The following is a 17,683-nucleotide window of genomic DNA, read 5'->3' on the forward strand; positions in this document are numbered from 1 at the left end:
TGGGCCGACAAGGCCGCGACGACCGAAGCCTCGCCCCTTATCCTTCCCAGCGGGTAACAAAATCATCAACCACCAGCTGCGGCGCTTCACGCTTGCGGCAGGGATGCCCCAGGTAGATATACCCCACGATACCCTCACCTTCAACCAGCCCCAACCCCTGCTCAACGCTCGGATGGTAGGCCATCTCGCCGGTACGCCACATGGCTCCCACACCCTGGGCATGGGCCGCCTGTATAATCGCATGCGCTGCACAGCCCGCTGAAATCAGCTGCTCGCTGACCGGCACCTTCGGGTGCTCTTGCGTCACCGCCACAACCGTAATGACCATCGGTGCACGCAAGGGCATATTACAGTACTTTTCATAACGGGCCTCCGCCAGCTCAGGATCATCCTGGCGTGCAGCCTCCGCATAAAGCCGCCCCAGCTTTTCGCGCCCTTCACCTTCGGTGATGATGAAACGCCAGGGGCGCAAGGCCCCATGATCCGGTGCGCGCAACGCCGCTTTCAGCATGTTTTCGACCTGCTCGGCCGTCGGTGCCGGCCCTTCCAGGCGCGGACAGGAGACACGGTTAATCAAGGCGTCAAGAGCTTCCATTGGTCCATCCTCTTGGGTTACTGGCGCGAGAGGCGCACGTTCTGCGGCTCATCATTAATACTGGAGCGGTAGGGGTTGATATCCAGCCCGCCACGACGTACGTAACGCGCATACACACTCAATTTCTGCGGTCGGCAGCGCTGCCAGATATCCATGAAAATGTTTTCGACACACTGCTCATGGAAATCACCATGCTCACGATAGGAGATCAGATAGGCCAGCAGCCCCTTGTGATCAATCTGCGCGCCGCGATAGCGGATCTGCACACTGGCCCAGTCCGGCTGCCCCGTCACCGGGCAGTTGGACTTGAGCAGATGACTGACCAGCGTCTCCTCCTGCACGGCGCCATTCGTCACAAGCAACTCCGGGGCCGGGGTATAATGCTCGACCTGCAGCGGCAGTTCATCCAGACACAGCCCCTTGAGCTGCATCACCTCGACGGGTGCGGTCAGCGGCGTCAGCAACACCTCGACAGGCGCACCTGCCACGTCTGACAAATCCTGCTGCATCCGCTCCTTGACCTGAGCCTCGCTGTCAAAGCGGCTCAGATTGAAGGAGTTCAGGTACAGCTTGAACGACTTGGACTCGACAATATTGGGCGAAACGGCCGGGATACGGAATTCGGCCATCCGTACAATCGGCTTCCCTCCCTGATCCAGCCAGGACACTTCATAGGCATTCCAGATATCCAGCCCCCGAAACGGCAGAGTGGCCCGCTTGACCCCTTTGGCTTCCCAGCTCAGGTCCCGCGCAATCGGATATAACAGCGAGGCATCATAGCGGTTTGCATAGAGCGTTTCCTGCCCCAGCGGCGATGCCTTGACCTGCTCATGCTCGCTCATTCACGAATCCCCTTGCCGGTGTTCAACAGATGCAGAGCATAGCCGCCCAGCAGCACGATAAAGCCGACGATCATGGCAAAGGCAAAACCGATATTGATATCGCTCACGCCCAAGATGCCGTAACGGAAGCTGTTAACCATATACAGTATAGGATTCAACTGGGAAACACCCTGCCAAAAGTCCGGCAGCAGCTGGATGCTGTAAAACACCCCACCCAGATAGGTCAGCGGCGTCAGGATGAACGTGGGCACAATGGCAATATCATCGAAAGTCCTGGCGTACACCGCATTGATAAAGCCGCCCAGCGAGAACAGGATCGCCGTCAGCAGCGCCACCGTAATGGTGATCAGCAGGTGATGGATCTGCAGATCCGTAAAGAACAGCGACAACAGCGTAACAATAAAGCCGACGCCCAGGCCACGAGCGGCCCCGCCGATCACGTAACCGGACAGAATCACCCAGTTCGGCACGGGCGACACCAGCAGCTCCTCGATATTGCGCTGAAACTTGGTGCCGAAAAAGGACGAGACAACGTTACCGTAGGAGTTGGTAATCACCGACATCATGATCAGCCCCGGCACGATATACTCCATATAGTCGAAACCGCCCATCTCGCCGATACGGGAGCCGATCAGGTTGCCAAAAATAATAAAATAGAGCGTCATGGTGATCGCCGGGGGCAACAGCGTCTGTACCCATATACGGGTAAAGCGGCGAATTTCCTTGACGACAATGGTGACAAAAGCGGTCCAGAGCAACCGGGTGTTCATGCACTCTCCTGTTTCAGATTCTTGTCCACCAGGGACACAAACAACTCTTCCAAACGGTTGGCCTTGTTGCGCATACTGCTCACATCCAGCCCTTCCGCCGCCAGATGCTGAAACAGCGCATTCAAGCCGGCCGCTTTTGGCACATCCACTTCCAGTGTATTGGCATCCCGCGCACGTATGACATAGCCCTCCAGACTGGGCAGCTCCTTAAAGCCCCCATTCAAGTCGAGAATAAAGGTCTCGGTATCCAGCTGCTGCAGCAAGGCCTTGATACTGGTGTTCTGGATAATGGTGCCATGGTCAATAATGGCAATGTTGCGGCACAGGCTTTCCGCCTCTTCCAAGTAATGCGTGGTCAGAATGATGGTCGTTCCTGCCGCATTGATTTCCGTCAGAAAGTCCCACATGGAGCGGCGCAGCTCGATATCAACGCCCGCCGTGGGCTCATCCAGAATCAACAACTTCGGCTCATGCACCAGCGCTCGGGCGATCATCAAGCGACGCTTCATCCCCCCCGACAACATGCGGGCACGCTCATTGCGCTTGTCCCACAGCCCCAGCTTGCGCAGATAGTGCTCGGCACGCTCCGTAGCCTGCTTGCGACCAATACCGTAGTAGCCAGCCTGGGTCACCACGATATCCAGCACTTTCTCAAACGGATTGAAATTGAACTCCTGAGGCACCACTCCCAGACACTGCTTGGCCTGAGCCAGCTGCGTATCGATATCGTAACCAAATACGCTCACCTTGCCCGAACTTTTGTTGACCAGAGAGGAGACAATCCCCAGCGTGGTAGACTTGCCGGCCCCGTTGGGTCCCAGCAACGCAAAAAAGTCGCCCTGCTGCACATCAAGCGAGATCCCCTTCAGGGCCTCGAAGCCATTGCCATAGACCTTGCGCAGGTCTTGTATCGATAAAGCTGTCGTCATGTCCTGCCTTTGAGCCTGTAGTGGAAAAAACAACCTGTTCCCATATCAGGAGGAGCTACTATGTGCGGCTGAAACTTGAAAATTCAACCCGCACGCCCCATTGTACCCGTTCTGCTGTCCGGCTTCCCGCCCGAGACACCCCGATTACACCAGCGATCCCTTGGAGTACCGCGTGACTGATTCCCATGCCTTTCATCTCAACCTGCTGAAAATTGCCTATAACAACCTGATGCAACAGGAGAGCTTCAAAGGCGAACATATCGACCCGGTCAACCTGGAGTTTCTTGACCAGTTTGCCGAACTGGTGGAAGGCTATGAAACACACCAGCCCGATGCCTTCAACAACGGCCAGGACCTGATGGTACGACTGGTACGCACCTACCCTCAGTATGTACACCTGGTCGCACGTGATCTGTTCTGGCTGTTCGGCGGCGAGTGCCTGCACTTCATGAGCGATGATGAGATCGAGCAGTTTCAGCAATTGGATGAAGCGCTGGCGGAAGCCGAGACACACGAAAACAGCATCGATTACCTGCAACTGAGGCAGGCCATTTTTGAACCCGACTCTGGCGTCAAACACTGAGCTTTGCCGGTCCGGGCTGAATGACAGCAGTCCGGGCTTCTTATATCACGCGAAAGCCACACGAAACCAAACCGGATTTAGAAAGCGTACAGAGAAGATATAAACGTATTTGAGAGGAGAGTTTGGAGCGGGAAACGAGACTCGAACTCGCGACCCCGACCTTGGCAAGGTCGTGCTCTACCAACTGAGCTATTCCCGCAAAACTCTAAACAAGAGTTGGCATCCCGTAGGGGGTTCGAACCCCTGTTACCGCCGTGAAAGGGCGGTGTCCTGGACCACTAGACGAACGGGACACACTAAAACTGTTACAGGCATTTGGAGCGGGAAACGAGACTCGAACTCGCGACCCCGACCTTGGCAAGGTCGTGCTCTACCAACTGAGCTATTCCCGCATTGGCATCCCGTAGGGGGTTCGAACCCCTGTTACCGCCGTGAAAGGGCGGTGTCCTAGACCACTAGACGAACGGGACGCAGCCTGTTGCAAAAACGCTTGGAGCGGGAAACGAGACTCGAACTCGCGACCCCGACCTTGGCAAGGTCGTGCTCTACCAACTGAGCTATTCCCGCATGGCATCCCGTAGGGGGTTCGAACCCCTGTTACCGCCGTGAAAGGGCGGTGTCCTAGACCACTAGACGAACGGGACACTGCTTGACGCTTTTGCGTTCCTCATTGAGGAGGCGCATATATTACGTATCCCCCTTGACGGGATCAACCCCTTTTTTACATTTTTTTCACATTTCCTTCATCAGTTGCTGCAACCAGGCCTCGGCCGGCTGGGGCTTGTGCAATACGTACCCCTGTAACAGATCACACCCATGCCGAATCAGGTAGTTTGCCTGCGCATGTGTTTCCACCCCTTCCGCCACGACACACAGCTTCAGCTTGCGTGCAATGGCCAGAATCGCCCGCACAATGGCGCGACGATCCTCGTCCTCCAACACATCATCGACAAAGCTTTTGTCGATTTTCAGCTCATACAAGGGCAAGCGCTTGAGATACGCCAAATTGGAGTACCCCGTACCGAAATCATCCAGCGAAAATCTCAAACCGGCTGCCGACAGGCGCCCCATATTCACCGGCACGCCCTGGTGCGCGTCAATAAACAGACTCTCCGTTATTTCCAGTATCAGCATTCGCGCAGGCACTCCCTTGTCGTGCAAAAGCGCCAGCACAGCCTCCACCAGAGCGTCATCCTGCAATAACCCGGTACTGAAATTCACCGATAACGGTATTTCAATTCCTTGCCGCATCAACCCAGCAGCCAGATCCAGAGCCTTGGCCAAAACCTGCAGCGTCAACGACCGGATCAGGCCAGAAGCTTCCGCTATGGGTACAAATTCGGCCGGTGACACCGGACGCCCTTCAGGGCCCAGCTGCCAGCGCACCAGCACCTCAGCCCCACGCACCTGGCCGTCAGGCGAATACTGGGACTGTACCGCAATACTCAGTGCATCCTGCTGCAGAGCGTGGCGCAGCGCCTCCTCCAGCCGCACCCTGCGCAACGCCGCTCGCCCCAGTTCAGGCTCAAACACGGCGTAGCACCCGGCCCCCTGCTGCTTGGCCCGCTTCAGCGCCAGGTCCGCGTGACACCGCGCTGTCGCAAAATCACGGCCGTGCTGCGGCAGACATGCGACACCGACACTGGACGATATCGAAAGCGTCTGACCAAACACCACCACCGGGCCATTCATCAGGCGCTGCAGCGCCTGGATTCGGGCAGGCAACCAACCCTGGCTGCCGCAGCCTTCGGCCTTCAGCAACAGGCAAAATTCGTTTCCGCTCAAGCAGGACGCCATTTCGCCCTCACCGTGACAATACGACTGCACGCGTCGGGCAACACTTTTCAAAACTTCGTCACCCACTCCGTATCCATGCGTGTCGTTTACCCGCCGCAGGTTATCGATTGTGACCAGCACAAAGGCCAGGCTGGTGCCCTCGGGCGTACGCACCAGAGCCTCCTCCACATGCTGCTCAAACAGACGCCGTCCCGGCAACCCCGTCAAAGCATCGTGGTACGCCAAAAATTCCAGCTGTGCCAATGCCTCTTTTTCAGCCGTGACATCCTGTTCCACCGACAGAAACCGAATAATCTCCCCGTTTTCCTGCCGTACCGGCGACACTATGGCCCGCTTGATGACCTTGTCTCCGTTTTTACGCCGGTTGATGAACTCACCTTTCCAGGCATGTCCACTGTTCAAACACTGCCAAAAAGCGCGCTTTTCCTCCTCGCTTTTTCGACTCCAGGCCCTGAATCCCGGTCGGCGTCCATAAACCTCTTTGGCGTCATAACCGGTATTGGCTTCAAACCCGCGGTTGACATACGTAATGCGCCCCTCACGATTAGTAATGATGACGCTGGAGGGACTCTGATCAATGGCATGGCGAAACAGAAGCAAATCCTGCTCGGTGCGCTTGCGCTCGGTGATGTCAACCTGAGTACTGACAAAGTGGGTGACATCACCGCTTTTGCCACGCAGAGGCCGGATATGAAGCTCGATCCAGTAGGGATCTCCCGCTCGGGTGTAATTCAGCAGTTCTTCCCGCGCTTCAACCCGCGCTTCAATTGCCGCATTCATACGGGCAACCGCTTCACGGTCGGTTCCCTCTCCCTGAAGCAGGCCGGGCGTCCGCCCCAACAACTCATCACGGTTATATCCCGTACGGGTAATGACAGCCTGATTCACATAAATAATGACGGGGCGAGGACTCGCATCGGTCACAATCACCAGATCGGTCAGGTGATCAAGGCTCTCCTGCATAAAGCGCAACTGCTCATGCAGATCACTGAAAGGGGCCGCTGATTCGGGAAGCACTGGGGAAGTCTCTGTTCATGGATGAACCGCCAAGCGACGAATCATGGTTACACAGGGAAATGGACGCCGTTAAACGGAATTGACGGATAATACTGCTTAACGGTGATACCTGAAAACCCCCGGCTTGAAACGGTCATTCTTGGCCGCTTCCTCCTGCTGACGCTGACGCTCTTCTTTTTCACGCGCCTTGCGGTCTTCATCAACCTGTGCCTGAAGATGGTCAATATGCGTTCCCACTTCGTACAACTGACGGTCCAGCTGCTGTGTCTGGTTCAAGCCCTGCAACTTGGCGCAAACCGTGCGAAAGCGCGGCAAGGCCGCCGCCACACCGCGACCGTTCTCAACCTCAATGGCGTCCATCAGCTCCACATCCAGGCGTGTGCGGGTATAGGCTTCCTTCACCTGATAAATCACTTCCGACGCATGCAACCCCGACAACATGCCTCCCGCCTGCAGCTCGGTCAAAAACTGATACAGCTCTCGCAGCAAGGCGGCTGTCCTTTCCGCATGCTGGCGATCCGTATGCAGCGTCATCGAACCTTCCGGGTGCTCCACTACCGGCAATGCCTGCCCGGCCAGCGCCTCCAGCTCGGCAGGCTGCTTGCGGTTGTCTGGACTGTTTTCCAGCAACAGGATGCTTTTCCAGCGCTGCTGCAGGTAACGCACCAGCACATCACGTATTTCGCGGGTGATGTAATGCTCCGGCAGGGTATGCAGCAAGTGGGATGCTCGACGCACCTGGTCCTTGAGTAACAATAGGCGCATGCGGCGTTCACGGCGCTGGTTCTCAATTGTCTGAATGACAAACGCCACCATTGCCATAACCACAACCACTGCAACAATGATCAACCCGGTTTGTGTCGGACTCATGCCCTCACCCACTCAATTCATGCACCAAAGACGTTGATTCTATAACAAAAAAACGAAAAAAACGCTTGACGCAAGCAAAGAGCCTTATTAATATTCGCACCGCTGTCGGCCACCGACAGTTATCAGGAGTGTCCCGTTCGTCTAGTGGTCCAGGACACCGCCCTTTCACGGCGGTAACAGGGGTTCGAACCCCCTACGGGATGCCACTCCTTTTAGTGTTTTGCGGGAATAGCTCAGTTGGTAGAGCACGACCTTGCCAAGGTCGGGGTCGCGAGTTCGAGTCTCGTTTCCCGCTCCAAACACTTCACATACCCCATCGATCTGATCAGCCAAATTTTTCTCCTGCCAATATGATGCGGCCTGTATCCTTTTTATATTCAGATTGCCACAATCAAACCTGCAGAGGAACATCCTACCCTCATGTTCATGCAACCGATTCCATCGTGTTGCCAAAGGATAGATCATGCAGGTAACACTGGAACAGTGGCAGGCCCTGATCGCAGTTGTCGATGCCGGCGGTTATGCCAAAGCCGCCGAACAACTGGGCAAAAGTCAGTCCGCCATCAGTTATGCTGTTCAAAAGCTGGAAAGCAGCCTGGATGTGCGCGTATTCAAGCTGAGCGGACGTCGCGCAACCCTGACAGAAGCAGGCCAAGCACTCTACCGACACGCTCAACACCTGCTAACACAGGCCGAGCAAACCGAAGAGCTGGCACGGCAATTCAGTCAGGGATATGAAGCCCAGATCCAGATCGCCATGGATGCAATCTTCCCGCGCAGCTGGATGCTGGACATACTGGCCGATTTTGCCGAACAGCATGCCCACACCCGCATCGAGCTGCTGGAAACCGTGCTCAGCGGCAGCGATGAGGCCGTCCTGAAACGACAGGTCGACCTCGCCATAAGCGGGCGCGTTCCTCCCGGCTTTCTGGGCGAAAAACTCATGGATGTGCGCTTTATCGCCTGCGCCTCTCCCGATCATCCTCTGCACCAATTCAATCGCCCCTTGACGCTCGACGATCTGCGCCAATACCGCCAATTGGTGGTACGCGATTCAGGCAGCCGCAGTGTAGACTCCGGCTGGCTGGGTGCAGAACAACGCTGGACGCTCAGCAATATCGAAGCCTCCATGATGGCCGCAGGCAAGGGGATCGGTTATGCCTGGTACCCCGTCACACGCATCCAGCCACAACTGCACTCAGGAGCCCTCAAGCCCCTACCTTTGGGGAGCAGTGGCGAACGCAGCGTCGAGCTGTATTTGATTTTAACCGATGGCGAGCTGGCCCGGCCCGGCGTACGCAAACTCGCCGGCATGATCCACAAAAAGGTGCATGGCCAGTTGCCGACCCTATCGGTAGAATGCAATAAACTTTGTAACACCCCGACAGGATAATAATGGAAAAGCCGACTCCCCCCGCCGATGGCGAGTGCTGCGAAAGTGCTTGCGAACCCTGTGTTTGGGATACCTACTATGAAGAGCTTCGCCTGTGGCAAGACGAGCAGAAGCGACTGAAAGCGGAAGCCGACAACGGTAACCCGCGGGACGAACACACATAAAAGCGATACACTCGTCCCCCGCTATCACCGGATTCACAATTTTTGTCATCAGGATCATGACACATGCAACACAATACACCGACACAACCCGCCTTCCATCATGATGATGAAATCGACCTGTTTGAACTCGTTGCCAATATCTGGAAGCAGAAATGGCTGGTCGTTATCGTTACCGCCATCACGCTGTTTCTGGGCGGTGCCTACGCCTTCCTGAGCACCCCCACCTATCAGGCCAGCGCCCAGTTGGAAATCCCCCTGGATTCCAGCCTGAAAGACCTGCAGAGCCTGCATAACTTCAAAGGATTGGATACTAATACCCTGTTCAAGACGTACCTGCAGTCATTGAGCTCCAACGATGTGAAAACCCGCTTTATCGGGCAGGCGCCGGATGCCTTCAAGGCGGATCTGGGCCAGGACCCTGACCCGCAAAAGCAACTGGAAGGCTTCAACGAGCGCTTATCCCTCGGCATCCCCAAAAGGGATGATAAGAGCGCCTATGAACTGGATACCCCCGTTATCTCATTGACCGCTTCCAGCGCGACCGCCGCCACATCGGCCCTGAATGCGTATCTGGACCAGGCCAATCGCTACCTGCATGACAAACTCCAAGACGACTATAACGCCAGCCGAGCCAGTACATTACGCCTCCTGGACGAGCGCATTGAACTGCTCACCAAAACCGAAGCCATGAAGCGGGAAGCTCAGATCACTCAGCTGGAAGAGCAACACCAACTGCAGGTTGAACAGGTTGAAGACCAGCTCAAGGCACGCCGGTATCAGTACAACCAGACCCTGAACGACCGCGTACAGCGCCTGCAGGAAGCCTTGAAAATCGCCACACAACTGGATATCAAGCGCCCCTCGACCCTGTCCCAGCAAGGGCGGCAAGCCGGTTCACCCCGTGTCGAGATCAATGCGGATATCCGCTCCAATCAGGACCCACTGTACCTGAGGGGCACCGATTTCCTGAATGCCGAGCTGACTCAGCTGCAGGCCCGTCCGGAGACCTTCATTGAAGACGGCCGTATTCGCGAGCTGGAGGCCAAGCTGGTCGAATTGGAAACCAACCGCGAAATCGAGATTCTGAAAGCCCGCACCGACGATGCCGAGTTCAGCCAGAAGATCCAGGACCTGAAAGCTGAACAGGTCGACATCATGACTGAACAGTTCCCGGACAACCTGCAACTTGCCTTCACCAACGGCCCCGTTGTAGCAAGTCCTGACCCCATCAAGCCGAAAAAGGCTCTGATCCTGGCCCTGTCCATTGTGCTGGGCGGAATGCTGGGGGTTATGATTGCGCTGATCCGTGCCGCCGTACGTAACCGAAACGCCAGTAGCAAGGCATGAAAGGAGATCCCATGCTGAATACCGTTGTAATCCCGGTCGCCGGGCTCGGCACTCGTGTGCTGCCCGCCAGTAAAGCCATTCCCAAGGAGATGCTGACCGTTGTCGACAAGCCGGTCATCCAGCATGTTGTGGAAGAAGCGGTTGCCGCCGGTTTTACCCGGGTTGTACTGGTGACCCGCAGTGGCAAGTCGGCCATTGAAGACCACTTCGATCACAATGCAGAGCTGGAACAGGTACTGGCCGACAAAGGCAAAGATGCCCTGCTGGCAGCCGTACGGGACATCCTGCCGGACGGCGTACAGGTCATATCGGTGCGACAGGATGAAGCCAAGGGACTAGGGCATGCAGTACTGTGCGCCGCCGCCCTGACCGGACAGGATGATTTTGCCGTTATGCTGCCGGACATGCTGATCGATGCGAACGGCAACACGCCTGACATGCAGCAGATGGTGGCCGCCTATCACAGCAGCGGTACCGGACAAATCATGGTAGAAGCCGTACCCGAAGACCAGGTCGAACGTTACGGCATTGTCGACTGTGGCGGCGCACGCCCTGCCAGCGGCCACAGTGCGCCCATGCAGGACGTGGTGGAAAAACCGGCTTTGGCAGCAGCCCCATCCAATCTGGCCATCGTCGGGCGCTATATTCTGCCGGCGCGCATCATGGAGCTACTGAAAACGACACCACGCGGTGCCGGCAATGAAATTCAGCTGACTGATGCCATCAAAACCCTGCTGCAGGAAAACAGTCCTCTGGAGGCCTTCACCATGGGGGGCGACCTCTATGACTGCGGTAACAAGGCTGGCCTGTTGATGGCCAACATCGCTCTGGGACTCAAACACCCGGAAACGGCCAGCGAACTGAAAGCCTATCTGCAGACGCGCTAAAACGGCACATATGACCAGGGGCAAGCCGCCATGTATGCCTGCCCCGCTTTACTCCAAAACCCAACTACGGCGTGATTTTTTACGGAACTTGTTGGTCAGATAATTCAGCATCAGCCGCACACACCCCGTCACACCAAACCGCTGTCGACACCAGCAAAGCTTTTGCCACCCGACCTGTAACGGCGATGGTCCCAGCAGACGTGTGCGCTTACGTTCCGGCAGATCACCCCGATCACCTGCCGCATCGATATTGGAATCAAAAATATTGATCTCGACCCAGGGAGACGGGGTGCAGTAATTTACGGCACCGTGCTCCCAGACTCGACGCAAATCTTCATCAATGGCACGAAAACGCCGGGAGCTGTACTCGATAAAGCGCCGTGCCCCCAAGGGAGACACCAGATACAGCCCCATATTATTGGGCTGGCGGGTCGTTTCAATCAGTTCGGTGCCACGCGGCATGGCCGGTGATTTCACGATACCACTCAGGCGCACAAACCCCCAGCCATCCGGCAGTGACGCCAGCAACTCCCGGATCGCGATCGCGTCCACCAAAGGCCGCAAGTCATCCTCCGCAATCACTATGGGCTGATTGCGCTCAACAGCCTGTGACATCACCTCAAGGTGAGACGCATAACAGGCGATCTCTCCCGGCTTGAGATCCGCCCAGGGTCGCCCTTGGTCATCATAAAAATACGAACGCCAGCGCTCCGGCAACGTCGTTGGCGTCAGCGCCGTAAAAAAGGTCAGTGGAATATCAAAATACGCGCCCACCTGTTCCATATGGGCGCGTCGGTCAACCGCCGTGTCCAAGTTGATCACAAACCCCGTGATCATATCAGGCGACGTGCTGCGATCAGGCATGGGCCACGCCTCCGACCAGGGAGCCCGCCTGCATTTCGCGCTGGCGGCGCACCTCGAAATAATCCAGGCACCGGAATACCGATACCCCAACCATCAACAAATACAGCAGACGGCCACTGGTCATGACGGCCTCGGTCAGTCCGCCTACCACAAATACGGCCAGTATCATTAACACCGCATCCCGATAATGGGTTTTCATCCCCCAGGGAGCCGCAACCATCAGCAGCAGGAATACCGCCAAACCGGGAAAACCCCGTTTGGCAAAGGCTTCGATGTAGGCATTGTGAAAATGGTGATATTGCAAGGCCCCCTGACTGAAACCCCGCTCCTCAATATAGGCCCGACTCTGGCTGCGTATCTGCTCCAGATCGTGCCCAACACCGGTGACCGGGTGTTGACTCCCCAGATGCAAAGCCACCGACCACATCTGCAAGCGCTGCCCGAAACTAGTAGTCAGATTACCGGCCTGAATCTGTTGCAACTCCCACTGCGTTTGAGTCACAGCGCGCTTCACCTGTGGCATCACTTGATAGCAGACCGTCAGCGTACCCAAGACCAGCAAGAGCCCTGCTGCCAGCCAGCGCATGCGAATGCCCTTGCGCCATATCCAGCGCACTAACGCCGCAACAGCCACGGCAGCAAAGATCACGGCAACTCCACGGGTGCCTGAACTGAACGCCCCGATAATCCCGACAATCCCGGCCAGCAGCATGGTCAGCCGTATTGCCAGCTGCTGCTCATGGCGAGCATAAAAAAAGCAGAGCAGGCTTAATGCGGCCATCAGGTAGCCAAACGTGATGGGGTAAAAGTCGCCTCGGGCCCGTTTTGCTCCCTCAACAAAGGCCTCATACAAACCGGTGTAAGTACCCACCAAGGTTCCCAGCAGCACCGCCAGCCAAAGAAAGCGCCCGGAAAACCCGAACCTCAGCAGATACAGCATCACCAGCGTCATGGCGACAAACCGGGCCGGTCGATCAAAACGGCTGAACTCGTCGCCCCCTTCCAGAGCCATATAACCAATCAGGAAACATCCGTATAGCAATAGCCCCAGCAGCCAACTGCGCTGCGACGACCACACCTCCGGCGCATGCTGCAAGGTCGGCACGGCACACAGCAGCGCCAGCAGCAAAAGCCCCGACGTAGAGGGGTTCAAGTCCAGCGCACTCAAGCCGATAAAGAACCAGCCCAGCAACGCGGTATTAACAGCAAACAGCCATCGGTCTCGGTGCGCCCGCCAGCAGGCTTTCCCTGCGCTGCACACACTCACATGACAATCCTTTTAATACGCATTTTTGTTGATAAATCCCTTGAATACCGTCAGGACAATAATCTTCAGATCCAGCCACAGCGACCAGTTGTCGATATACCAAAGGTCATATTCGACACGCTTCTGCATTTTTTCCAGGGTATCGGTTTCCCCCCGATAACCGTTGACCTGTGCCCAGCCGGTAATCCCCGGCTTTACCTTATGTCGGCGCATATAGGACTCCACCAGCTCCTTGTAATGCTCGTTATGCGCCAAGGCATGGGGGCGAGGCCCAACAATCGACATGCGCCCCTGCAACACATTAAAAAACTGGGGCAGCTCATCCAGCGAGGTACGACGCAAAAAACCGCCAATGGGGGTAATACGACTATCACCCTTGGTGGCCTGAGTCACCTGCCCAGCCTGTTCTCGGTGTACCTTCATGGAGCGGAACTTGTACACCTTGAACTCACGCCCGTTGATGCCGGTACGATACTGCTTGAACAGCACCGGTCCCGGTGAAGTCAACTTGATCGCAATGGCAATGGCCAGACAGATCGGTGCTATCAGCAGCATAATCAAGCCGCCTACCAGCAGGTCTTCCAAACGCTTCAATACCCGCGCCGGGCCGCTCATCGGCGTCACACTCAGATCAATCGAGTACAGGCCCGCAACCGAGCTGACACGGTGGTTGAGTAGCGGAATGTCGGTTAGTTCCGGCAGATAGCGAATTTCGACCGTTTCATTGCGCAGCTGGTACATCAGCCTCTTGACGACCGCCCCCATCTCCAGCGGCATACAGATCCACACTTCGTTACAGCCGGACTGCCGAATACGCTCGACGGCGCCGGCCAGAACCTCGTCCCCGACAGCCTCGGCCATTCGGGTCACCCCGCCAATGGAAAAGCCTTCTGTGCGATTTTTGCGCATTTTGCGCGCCACTTTCAGCAATGAAGCGGGTGGCCCCAGCAAATAGACCTGACGCCGGTTACGGCCGGAGGAGCGGATGCGGGCCAGCAGCGCACTGGCTGACATACGCGCACCGGCAGCCAAAATAAAGGAGAAAAGCAGTGAGAGCGCCAGCCATAAACGGGAGTATTTTTGCGAGGCATCCGCAAAGAAAATCAACGTGGCAACCACCAGCACCACCAGTGACCAGTTGCGCAACAGGTTCAGCAACAACCGCCACAGGGTTGTCGTGCGCCACTGACTGTACGACTCGGTGCTGAAATTCACCAGCACCACGCACAGCGCCATCACCACGGTCGCCAGAACAAAGCGATCAGATACAGGGGTCATGCCAAAGCGCCAGAGATACGCCAGGGCACTGCCCACCAGAACCGCCATGCAATCGGATAACATGGCCAAACGATGTACCGGATAGGCACTTACTCTTGCAGTCGAAGACGAAGCAGACATCACATATTCCAGGGGTCAACAACAGGGAACAGCAGGATCAGAGGTTAACCCCTCGCCCAACCGCAGAATAGGTCCAGCCCTGCAATTCCATTGCAGCAGGATCATAGATATTGCGTCCATCCAGCAGCAAGGGCCTGCGCATCCGCTGCTGCAAAGCCTGCATGTCCAGGTTCCAAAACTCCTTCCACTCGGTGACCAGCATCAACGCATCCGCCCCCTCGGCTGCCTGCTCGGGGCTATCGGCATACACCACTCCGGCCCGCTCGCCCAGATGCCTGCGCAAGGCCGGCAAGGCACGCGGATCATACACCGCCAGCTCCACATCGTGGGCCAACAAGGCTTCAACCAGCGTCAATGCCGGACTGCCCTCAACCGAAGCGGTATTGGGTTTGAAGGCACATCCCCAAATTGCCACACGTTTACCGGCCAGGTCAGCACGGTAAAAGCGCCACAGTTTCTGAAACAACAGATCTTTTTGCTGCTCGTTGATACTGCAGACACTGCGTAACAGACTGACACCTTCCGTATCACGCTGCTCCAGCTCACCGCTCAGCTGCGCCAGGGTTTTCAGGAATGCCTGCCCACCAAAGCCACAGCCCGGGTACAGATACTGAAAACCGATACGTGTATCCGACCCAATGCCCTGGCGTACCTGCTCGATATCAATGCCCTTGTCCGCCGCCAGCTGTGCCAGCTCATTCATGAAGCTGACCCGCGTTGCCAGCATGCCGTTAATCGCCAGCTTGCTCAGCTCAGCCTCTTTTGGCGGCATGACCATCAGGGTGTCACGACTGCGATTGAACGGGTTCAACAACTGGCGCATGAACTGGATCGCACCCTCATCACAACTGCCCAGCAGAATACGCTCGGGCCGCATCAGGCTTTCCAGCGCCCGACCGGCCTGAATGAAGGCCGGCCAGTATACAACCTTAACCTGTCCCCGCCCTGAATCCTGCAGCCACTGCTGCAGCCGGTCAGTCGTTCCCAGCGGTAGCGGCTGCACCAGCGCAATGACCTTGAGATAGCCATCATCATCCAGTGCCGCACTCAAATAGGGTTCAAGATAACGACAACAGGATTCAAACCCGCCCATATCCCGACCGATCACCAGCAGTGACGCACGGGTATCCGGATAGCCGGTTTGCAAACGCCCACTCTGGTGCTGGCTATCCAGCAAGCGCAGCAAGTCCGGTTCATTCACCTCCTGGTTATCACGGGGCAGCCGGTCCGCCGAAACAGAGACCCGACACCCGGTCGATGCCAGGGCAGCACTCAGCGTCCAGGCAACCAGGTCCTGGCCTTCAATCATCACACGCATGAGGAGGGCTCCTTATCCTGCGTCGAGGGCACTCTCAAGTCATTAATCGTCGTTGCCAGTGCACGGGTAGACGAGTCCAGCCGTTCACGACCGGCCGCATTGCCAGGCTCCAGCATCGGCTGCAGCTGCAGCGCAACCTGCTTGCCCAATTCGACCCCCCACTGATCAAAGGGGTTGATGTTCCAGATCACCGCCTGGGTAAACACCTTGTGTTCATAGGCTGCGACCAGGGCGCCCAAAGACTCCGGTTCCAACCGGTCCAGCAACAGCGTGGACGACGGCTGATTGCCCGGATAATGGCGGAAGGGGTTGTCACTGGGCTCGACAGCCTCATTGCCAAACGCCAAAACACGAGATTGCGCCAGACAGTTGGCAATATTCAGTGTGTGCTGCGCCATCAACTCATCATAATGCGCATAATGTTCGGCGTTTTCATAACGACGCGCCGCCAGAATAAAATCAGACGCCACCGATTGAGTGCCCTGATGCAGCAGCTGGTAAAACGCATGCTGGGCATTGGCACCGATTTCACCCCACAACACCGGGCAGGTGGCATGGTTTAGCGGCTCACCCTCAACGCTAACCGATTTGCCATTGCTTTCCATTTCCAGCTGTTCGAGGTATGAGGGGAAGTACTTCAAGCGACCGTCATACGGCAGAATCGCATGGGCACGAATATCCAGCCCATTCACGTTCCAAATACCCAGCAGCGCCAACATCACCGGCAGGTTCTGCAGCAAGGGTGCCGTTCTAAAGTGCTCGTCCATTGCATGCGCCCCTGCCAGCAGGCGGCGGAAAACCGGCATACCCAGCGCCAACGCAATCGGCAAGCCGATGGTAGACCACAACGAGAAGCGCCCTCCGACCCACTCCCAGAAGTACAACTGGTTTTCAGACGGAATCCCCCAGTCATCCATCTTCTGCTTTGCCGCCGACACACCAACAAAGTGGCATCGCAGAATCAAGGCATCATCATCACAGAAACTGCGCAACCAGGAGCGCACCGTGCGGGCATTGGACAGCGTATCAATCGTGGTAAAGGATTTGGACGACACAATGAACAGCGTGGTTTCCGGATTCAAGTGGTCCAACAGATCAAACAGCTGGCTACCATCAATGGTCGATGCAAAATGTACCTGTAGGCTACGGGCTTCAAGCCGGGCATGTTCACGCAGGGCATGCGTTACCATCAAAGGCCCCAGATCACTGCCGCCCACTCCCAGGTTCACCACATCACGGATACGTTTACCGGAAAATCCGCGCCAAACACCACTTTGAATCTGTTCAACCAGAACAGACATGCGCTGTAGCTGCTCTTCAACACAGCACTGACTATCGGTCTGCTTTTCAGCCGGCACACGCAAGGCGGTATGCCAGGCCGCACGGTTTTCCGTGGGGTTGACCACCTCACCAGCAAACAGACGCGCACGCTTCCCCGGCAGGTCGGCCGACTCGGCCAGCTGCTCCAATGCCTGAAGAGACTCATCGGTCACCCGCTGCTTGCTGTAATCCAGTTGCAGATGCGGCGCCTCTACCCGACAGTGCTCACCACGATCCGGTTGTTGCTGAAACAGGGTGGCAAGGGTTGCTGAACCCGCTTTTTGCGTACACAGGGCATCAAGACTGACCTGTTTATCCATGT

Annotated in this window: 16 protein-coding genes and 8 tRNA genes; 7 read left to right on the top strand and 17 right to left on the bottom strand. The window is 56.6% G+C overall.

Annotated features, from left to right (window positions below; genetic code table 11):
* Nucleotides 1-37: 37 nt before the first annotated feature.
* Genes H1S06_RS03810 through H1S06_RS03825 form a run of 4 tightly spaced genes read right to left on the bottom strand, consistent with a single transcriptional unit; the run spans nt 38 to nt 3,136 of the window.
* Nucleotides 38-595 carry an NAD(P)H nitroreductase gene (locus H1S06_RS03810; RefSeq protein WP_181737409.1) on the bottom strand — a complete coding sequence of 186 codons (558 nt, stop codon included), beginning with the start codon at nt 593-595 and terminating at the stop codon, nt 38-40.
* A 17-nt stretch (nt 596-612) separates the two neighbouring features.
* Nucleotides 613-1,437 (bottom strand): NADPH-dependent 7-cyano-7-deazaguanine reductase QueF, encoded by an 825-nt coding sequence (queF, locus tag H1S06_RS03815; RefSeq protein WP_181737411.1) that lies wholly within the window; start codon nt 1,435-1,437, stop codon nt 613-615.
* The gene (locus tag H1S06_RS03820; RefSeq protein ID WP_181737413.1) at nt 1,434-2,207 is read right to left on the bottom strand and encodes an ABC transporter permease; all 774 of its coding nucleotides are present in this window, start codon (nt 2,205-2,207) and stop codon (nt 1,434-1,436) included. The genes queF and H1S06_RS03820 overlap by 4 nt, the downstream gene beginning before the upstream one ends.
* Nucleotides 2,204-3,136: an ABC transporter ATP-binding protein gene (locus H1S06_RS03825; protein ID WP_181737415.1), complete on the bottom strand. Its 933-nt coding sequence runs from the start codon at nt 3,134-3,136 to the stop codon at nt 2,204-2,206. Before H1S06_RS03825 ends, H1S06_RS03820 begins: the two co-directional genes overlap by 4 nt.
* A gap of 172 nt (nt 3,137-3,308) precedes the next feature.
* Here H1S06_RS03825 and H1S06_RS03830 point away from each other — a divergent pair, with 172 nt between their 5' ends.
* Nucleotides 3,309-3,719, top strand: coding sequence for a PA2817 family protein (locus tag H1S06_RS03830; RefSeq protein ID WP_181737418.1), 411 nt, complete (start codon nt 3,309-3,311; stop codon nt 3,717-3,719).
* 123 nt (nt 3,720-3,842) lie between these two features.
* On the opposite strand, the gene H1S06_RS03835 is transcribed toward H1S06_RS03830, so the two are convergent.
* The 8 genes from H1S06_RS03835 to H1S06_RS03870 all read right to left on the bottom strand — a co-directional run bounded on the left by H1S06_RS03835 (nt 3,843) and on the right by H1S06_RS03870 (nt 7,403).
* Nucleotides 3,843-3,918 (bottom strand) — tRNA-Gly (locus H1S06_RS03835).
* Nucleotides 3,919-3,936: 18 nt separating this feature from the next.
* A tRNA-Glu gene (locus tag H1S06_RS03840) sits at nt 3,937-4,012 on the bottom strand.
* Nucleotides 4,013-4,035: 23 nt separating this feature from the next.
* Nucleotides 4,036-4,111, bottom strand: a tRNA-Gly gene (locus H1S06_RS03845).
* Nucleotides 4,112-4,113: 2 nt separating this feature from the next.
* Nucleotides 4,114-4,189: transfer RNA gene (locus H1S06_RS03850), tRNA-Glu, on the bottom strand.
* Nucleotides 4,190-4,210: 21 nt separating this feature from the next.
* Nucleotides 4,211-4,286, bottom strand: a tRNA-Gly gene (locus tag H1S06_RS03855).
* 1 nt (nt 4,287) lies between these two features.
* Nucleotides 4,288-4,363: transfer RNA gene (locus H1S06_RS03860), tRNA-Glu, on the bottom strand.
* Nucleotides 4,364-4,451: 88 nt separating this feature from the next.
* On the bottom strand, nt 4,452-6,533 hold the full coding sequence (locus tag H1S06_RS03865; protein WP_181737420.1) for a putative bifunctional diguanylate cyclase/phosphodiesterase: 2,082 nt from the start codon (nt 6,531-6,533) through the stop codon (nt 4,452-4,454).
* A 96-nt stretch (nt 6,534-6,629) separates the two neighbouring features.
* Nucleotides 6,630-7,403, bottom strand: a complete 774-nt coding sequence (locus H1S06_RS03870) for a hypothetical protein (RefSeq protein WP_181737423.1) — start codon at nt 7,401-7,403, stop codon at nt 6,630-6,632.
* Between the two features lie 130 nt (nt 7,404-7,533).
* Here H1S06_RS03870 and H1S06_RS03875 point away from each other — a divergent pair.
* The 6 genes from H1S06_RS03875 (at nt 7,534) to H1S06_RS03900 (ending at nt 11,194) form a co-directional block, all read left to right on the top strand.
* Nucleotides 7,534-7,609, top strand: a tRNA-Glu gene (locus H1S06_RS03875).
* A 16-nt stretch (nt 7,610-7,625) separates the two neighbouring features.
* A tRNA-Gly gene (locus H1S06_RS03880) sits at nt 7,626-7,701 on the top strand.
* Between the two features lie 165 nt (nt 7,702-7,866).
* Nucleotides 7,867-8,796 carry a LysR family transcriptional regulator gene (locus H1S06_RS03885; RefSeq protein WP_181737425.1) on the top strand — a complete coding sequence of 310 codons (930 nt, stop codon included), beginning with the start codon at nt 7,867-7,869 and terminating at the stop codon, nt 8,794-8,796.
* A 2-nt stretch (nt 8,797-8,798) separates the two neighbouring features.
* Nucleotides 8,799-8,960 (top strand): oxidoreductase-like domain-containing protein, encoded by a 162-nt coding sequence (locus tag H1S06_RS03890; protein ID WP_181737427.1) that lies wholly within the window; start codon nt 8,799-8,801, stop codon nt 8,958-8,960.
* A gap of 63 nt (nt 8,961-9,023) precedes the next feature.
* Entirely contained in the window at nt 9,024-10,307 is a 1,284-nt protein-coding gene (locus H1S06_RS03895) for a Wzz/FepE/Etk N-terminal domain-containing protein (RefSeq protein ID WP_181737429.1), read from the top strand.
* Nucleotides 10,308-10,318: 11 nt separating this feature from the next.
* On the top strand, nt 10,319-11,194 hold the full coding sequence (locus tag H1S06_RS03900) for a UTP--glucose-1-phosphate uridylyltransferase (RefSeq protein ID WP_181737431.1): 876 nt from the start codon (nt 10,319-10,321) through the stop codon (nt 11,192-11,194).
* Between the two features lie 48 nt (nt 11,195-11,242).
* Here H1S06_RS03900 and H1S06_RS03905 read toward each other — a convergent pair whose 3' ends face one another.
* From H1S06_RS03905 to pgi, 5 genes are read right to left on the bottom strand one after another with little or no spacing between them, the layout of a single operon-like run.
* Nucleotides 11,243-12,058: a glycosyltransferase family 25 protein gene (locus H1S06_RS03905; RefSeq protein WP_181737433.1), complete on the bottom strand. Its 816-nt coding sequence runs from the start codon at nt 12,056-12,058 to the stop codon at nt 11,243-11,245.
* Nucleotides 12,051-13,325, bottom strand: a complete 1,275-nt coding sequence (locus H1S06_RS15685) for an O-antigen ligase family protein (protein ID WP_181737435.1) — start codon at nt 13,323-13,325, stop codon at nt 12,051-12,053. Before H1S06_RS15685 ends, H1S06_RS03905 begins: the two co-directional genes overlap by 8 nt.
* Nucleotides 13,326-13,337: 12 nt before the next feature.
* The gene (locus tag H1S06_RS03915; RefSeq protein WP_220183756.1) at nt 13,338-14,723 is read right to left on the bottom strand and encodes an undecaprenyl-phosphate glucose phosphotransferase; all 1,386 of its coding nucleotides are present in this window, start codon (nt 14,721-14,723) and stop codon (nt 13,338-13,340) included.
* A 37-nt stretch (nt 14,724-14,760) separates the two neighbouring features.
* Entirely contained in the window at nt 14,761-16,041 is a 1,281-nt protein-coding gene (locus H1S06_RS03920) for a nucleotide sugar dehydrogenase (protein ID WP_181737437.1), read from the bottom strand.
* The gene (gene pgi, locus H1S06_RS03925) at nt 16,032-17,681 is read right to left on the bottom strand and encodes a glucose-6-phosphate isomerase (protein WP_181737438.1); all 1,650 of its coding nucleotides are present in this window, start codon (nt 17,679-17,681) and stop codon (nt 16,032-16,034) included. Before pgi ends, H1S06_RS03920 begins: the two co-directional genes overlap by 10 nt.
* Nucleotides 17,682-17,683: the final 2 nt, after the last annotated feature.

The sequence above is a fragment of the Marinobacterium marinum genome (assembly GCF_013868415.1).
Lineage (GTDB): Bacteria > Pseudomonadota > Gammaproteobacteria > Pseudomonadales > Balneatricaceae > Marinobacterium > Marinobacterium marinum.

What these genes read in the sequence shown, in the direction of transcription:
- H1S06_RS03810 (WP_181737409.1), bottom strand. Translation starts at nt 595, where the DNA reads ATGGAAGCTCTTGACGCCTTGATTAACCGTGTCTCCTGTCCGCGCCTG.
- queF (WP_181737411.1), bottom strand. Translation starts at nt 1,437, where the DNA reads ATGAGCGAGCATGAGCAGGTCAAGGCATCGCCGCTGGGGCAGGAAACG.
- H1S06_RS03820 (WP_181737413.1), bottom strand. Translation starts at nt 2,207, where the DNA reads ATGAACACCCGGTTGCTCTGGACCGCTTTTGTCACCATTGTCGTCAAG.
- H1S06_RS03825 (WP_181737415.1), bottom strand. Translation starts at nt 3,136, where the DNA reads ATGACGACAGCTTTATCGATACAAGACCTGCGCAAGGTCTATGGCAAT.
- H1S06_RS03870 (WP_181737423.1), bottom strand. Translation starts at nt 7,403, where the DNA reads ATGAGTCCGACACAAACCGGGTTGATCATTGTTGCAGTGGTTGTGGTT.
- H1S06_RS03885 (WP_181737425.1), top strand. Translation starts at nt 7,867, where the DNA reads ATGCAGGTAACACTGGAACAGTGGCAGGCCCTGATCGCAGTTGTCGAT.
- H1S06_RS03890 (WP_181737427.1), top strand. Translation starts at nt 8,799, where the DNA reads ATGGAAAAGCCGACTCCCCCCGCCGATGGCGAGTGCTGCGAAAGTGCT.
- H1S06_RS03895 (WP_181737429.1), top strand. Translation starts at nt 9,024, where the DNA reads ATGCAACACAATACACCGACACAACCCGCCTTCCATCATGATGATGAA.
- H1S06_RS03900 (WP_181737431.1), top strand. Translation starts at nt 10,319, where the DNA reads ATGCTGAATACCGTTGTAATCCCGGTCGCCGGGCTCGGCACTCGTGTG.
- H1S06_RS03905 (WP_181737433.1), bottom strand. Translation starts at nt 12,058, where the DNA reads ATGCCTGATCGCAGCACGTCGCCTGATATGATCACGGGGTTTGTGATC.
- H1S06_RS03915 (WP_220183756.1), bottom strand. Translation starts at nt 14,723, where the DNA reads ATGTCTGCTTCGTCTTCGACTGCAAGAGTAAGTGCCTATCCGGTACAT.
- H1S06_RS03920 (WP_181737437.1), bottom strand. Translation starts at nt 16,041, where the DNA reads ATGCGTGTGATGATTGAAGGCCAGGACCTGGTTGCCTGGACGCTGAGT.
- pgi (WP_181737438.1), bottom strand. Translation starts at nt 17,681, where the DNA reads ATGGATAAACAGGTCAGTCTTGATGCCCTGTGTACGCAAAAAGCGGGT.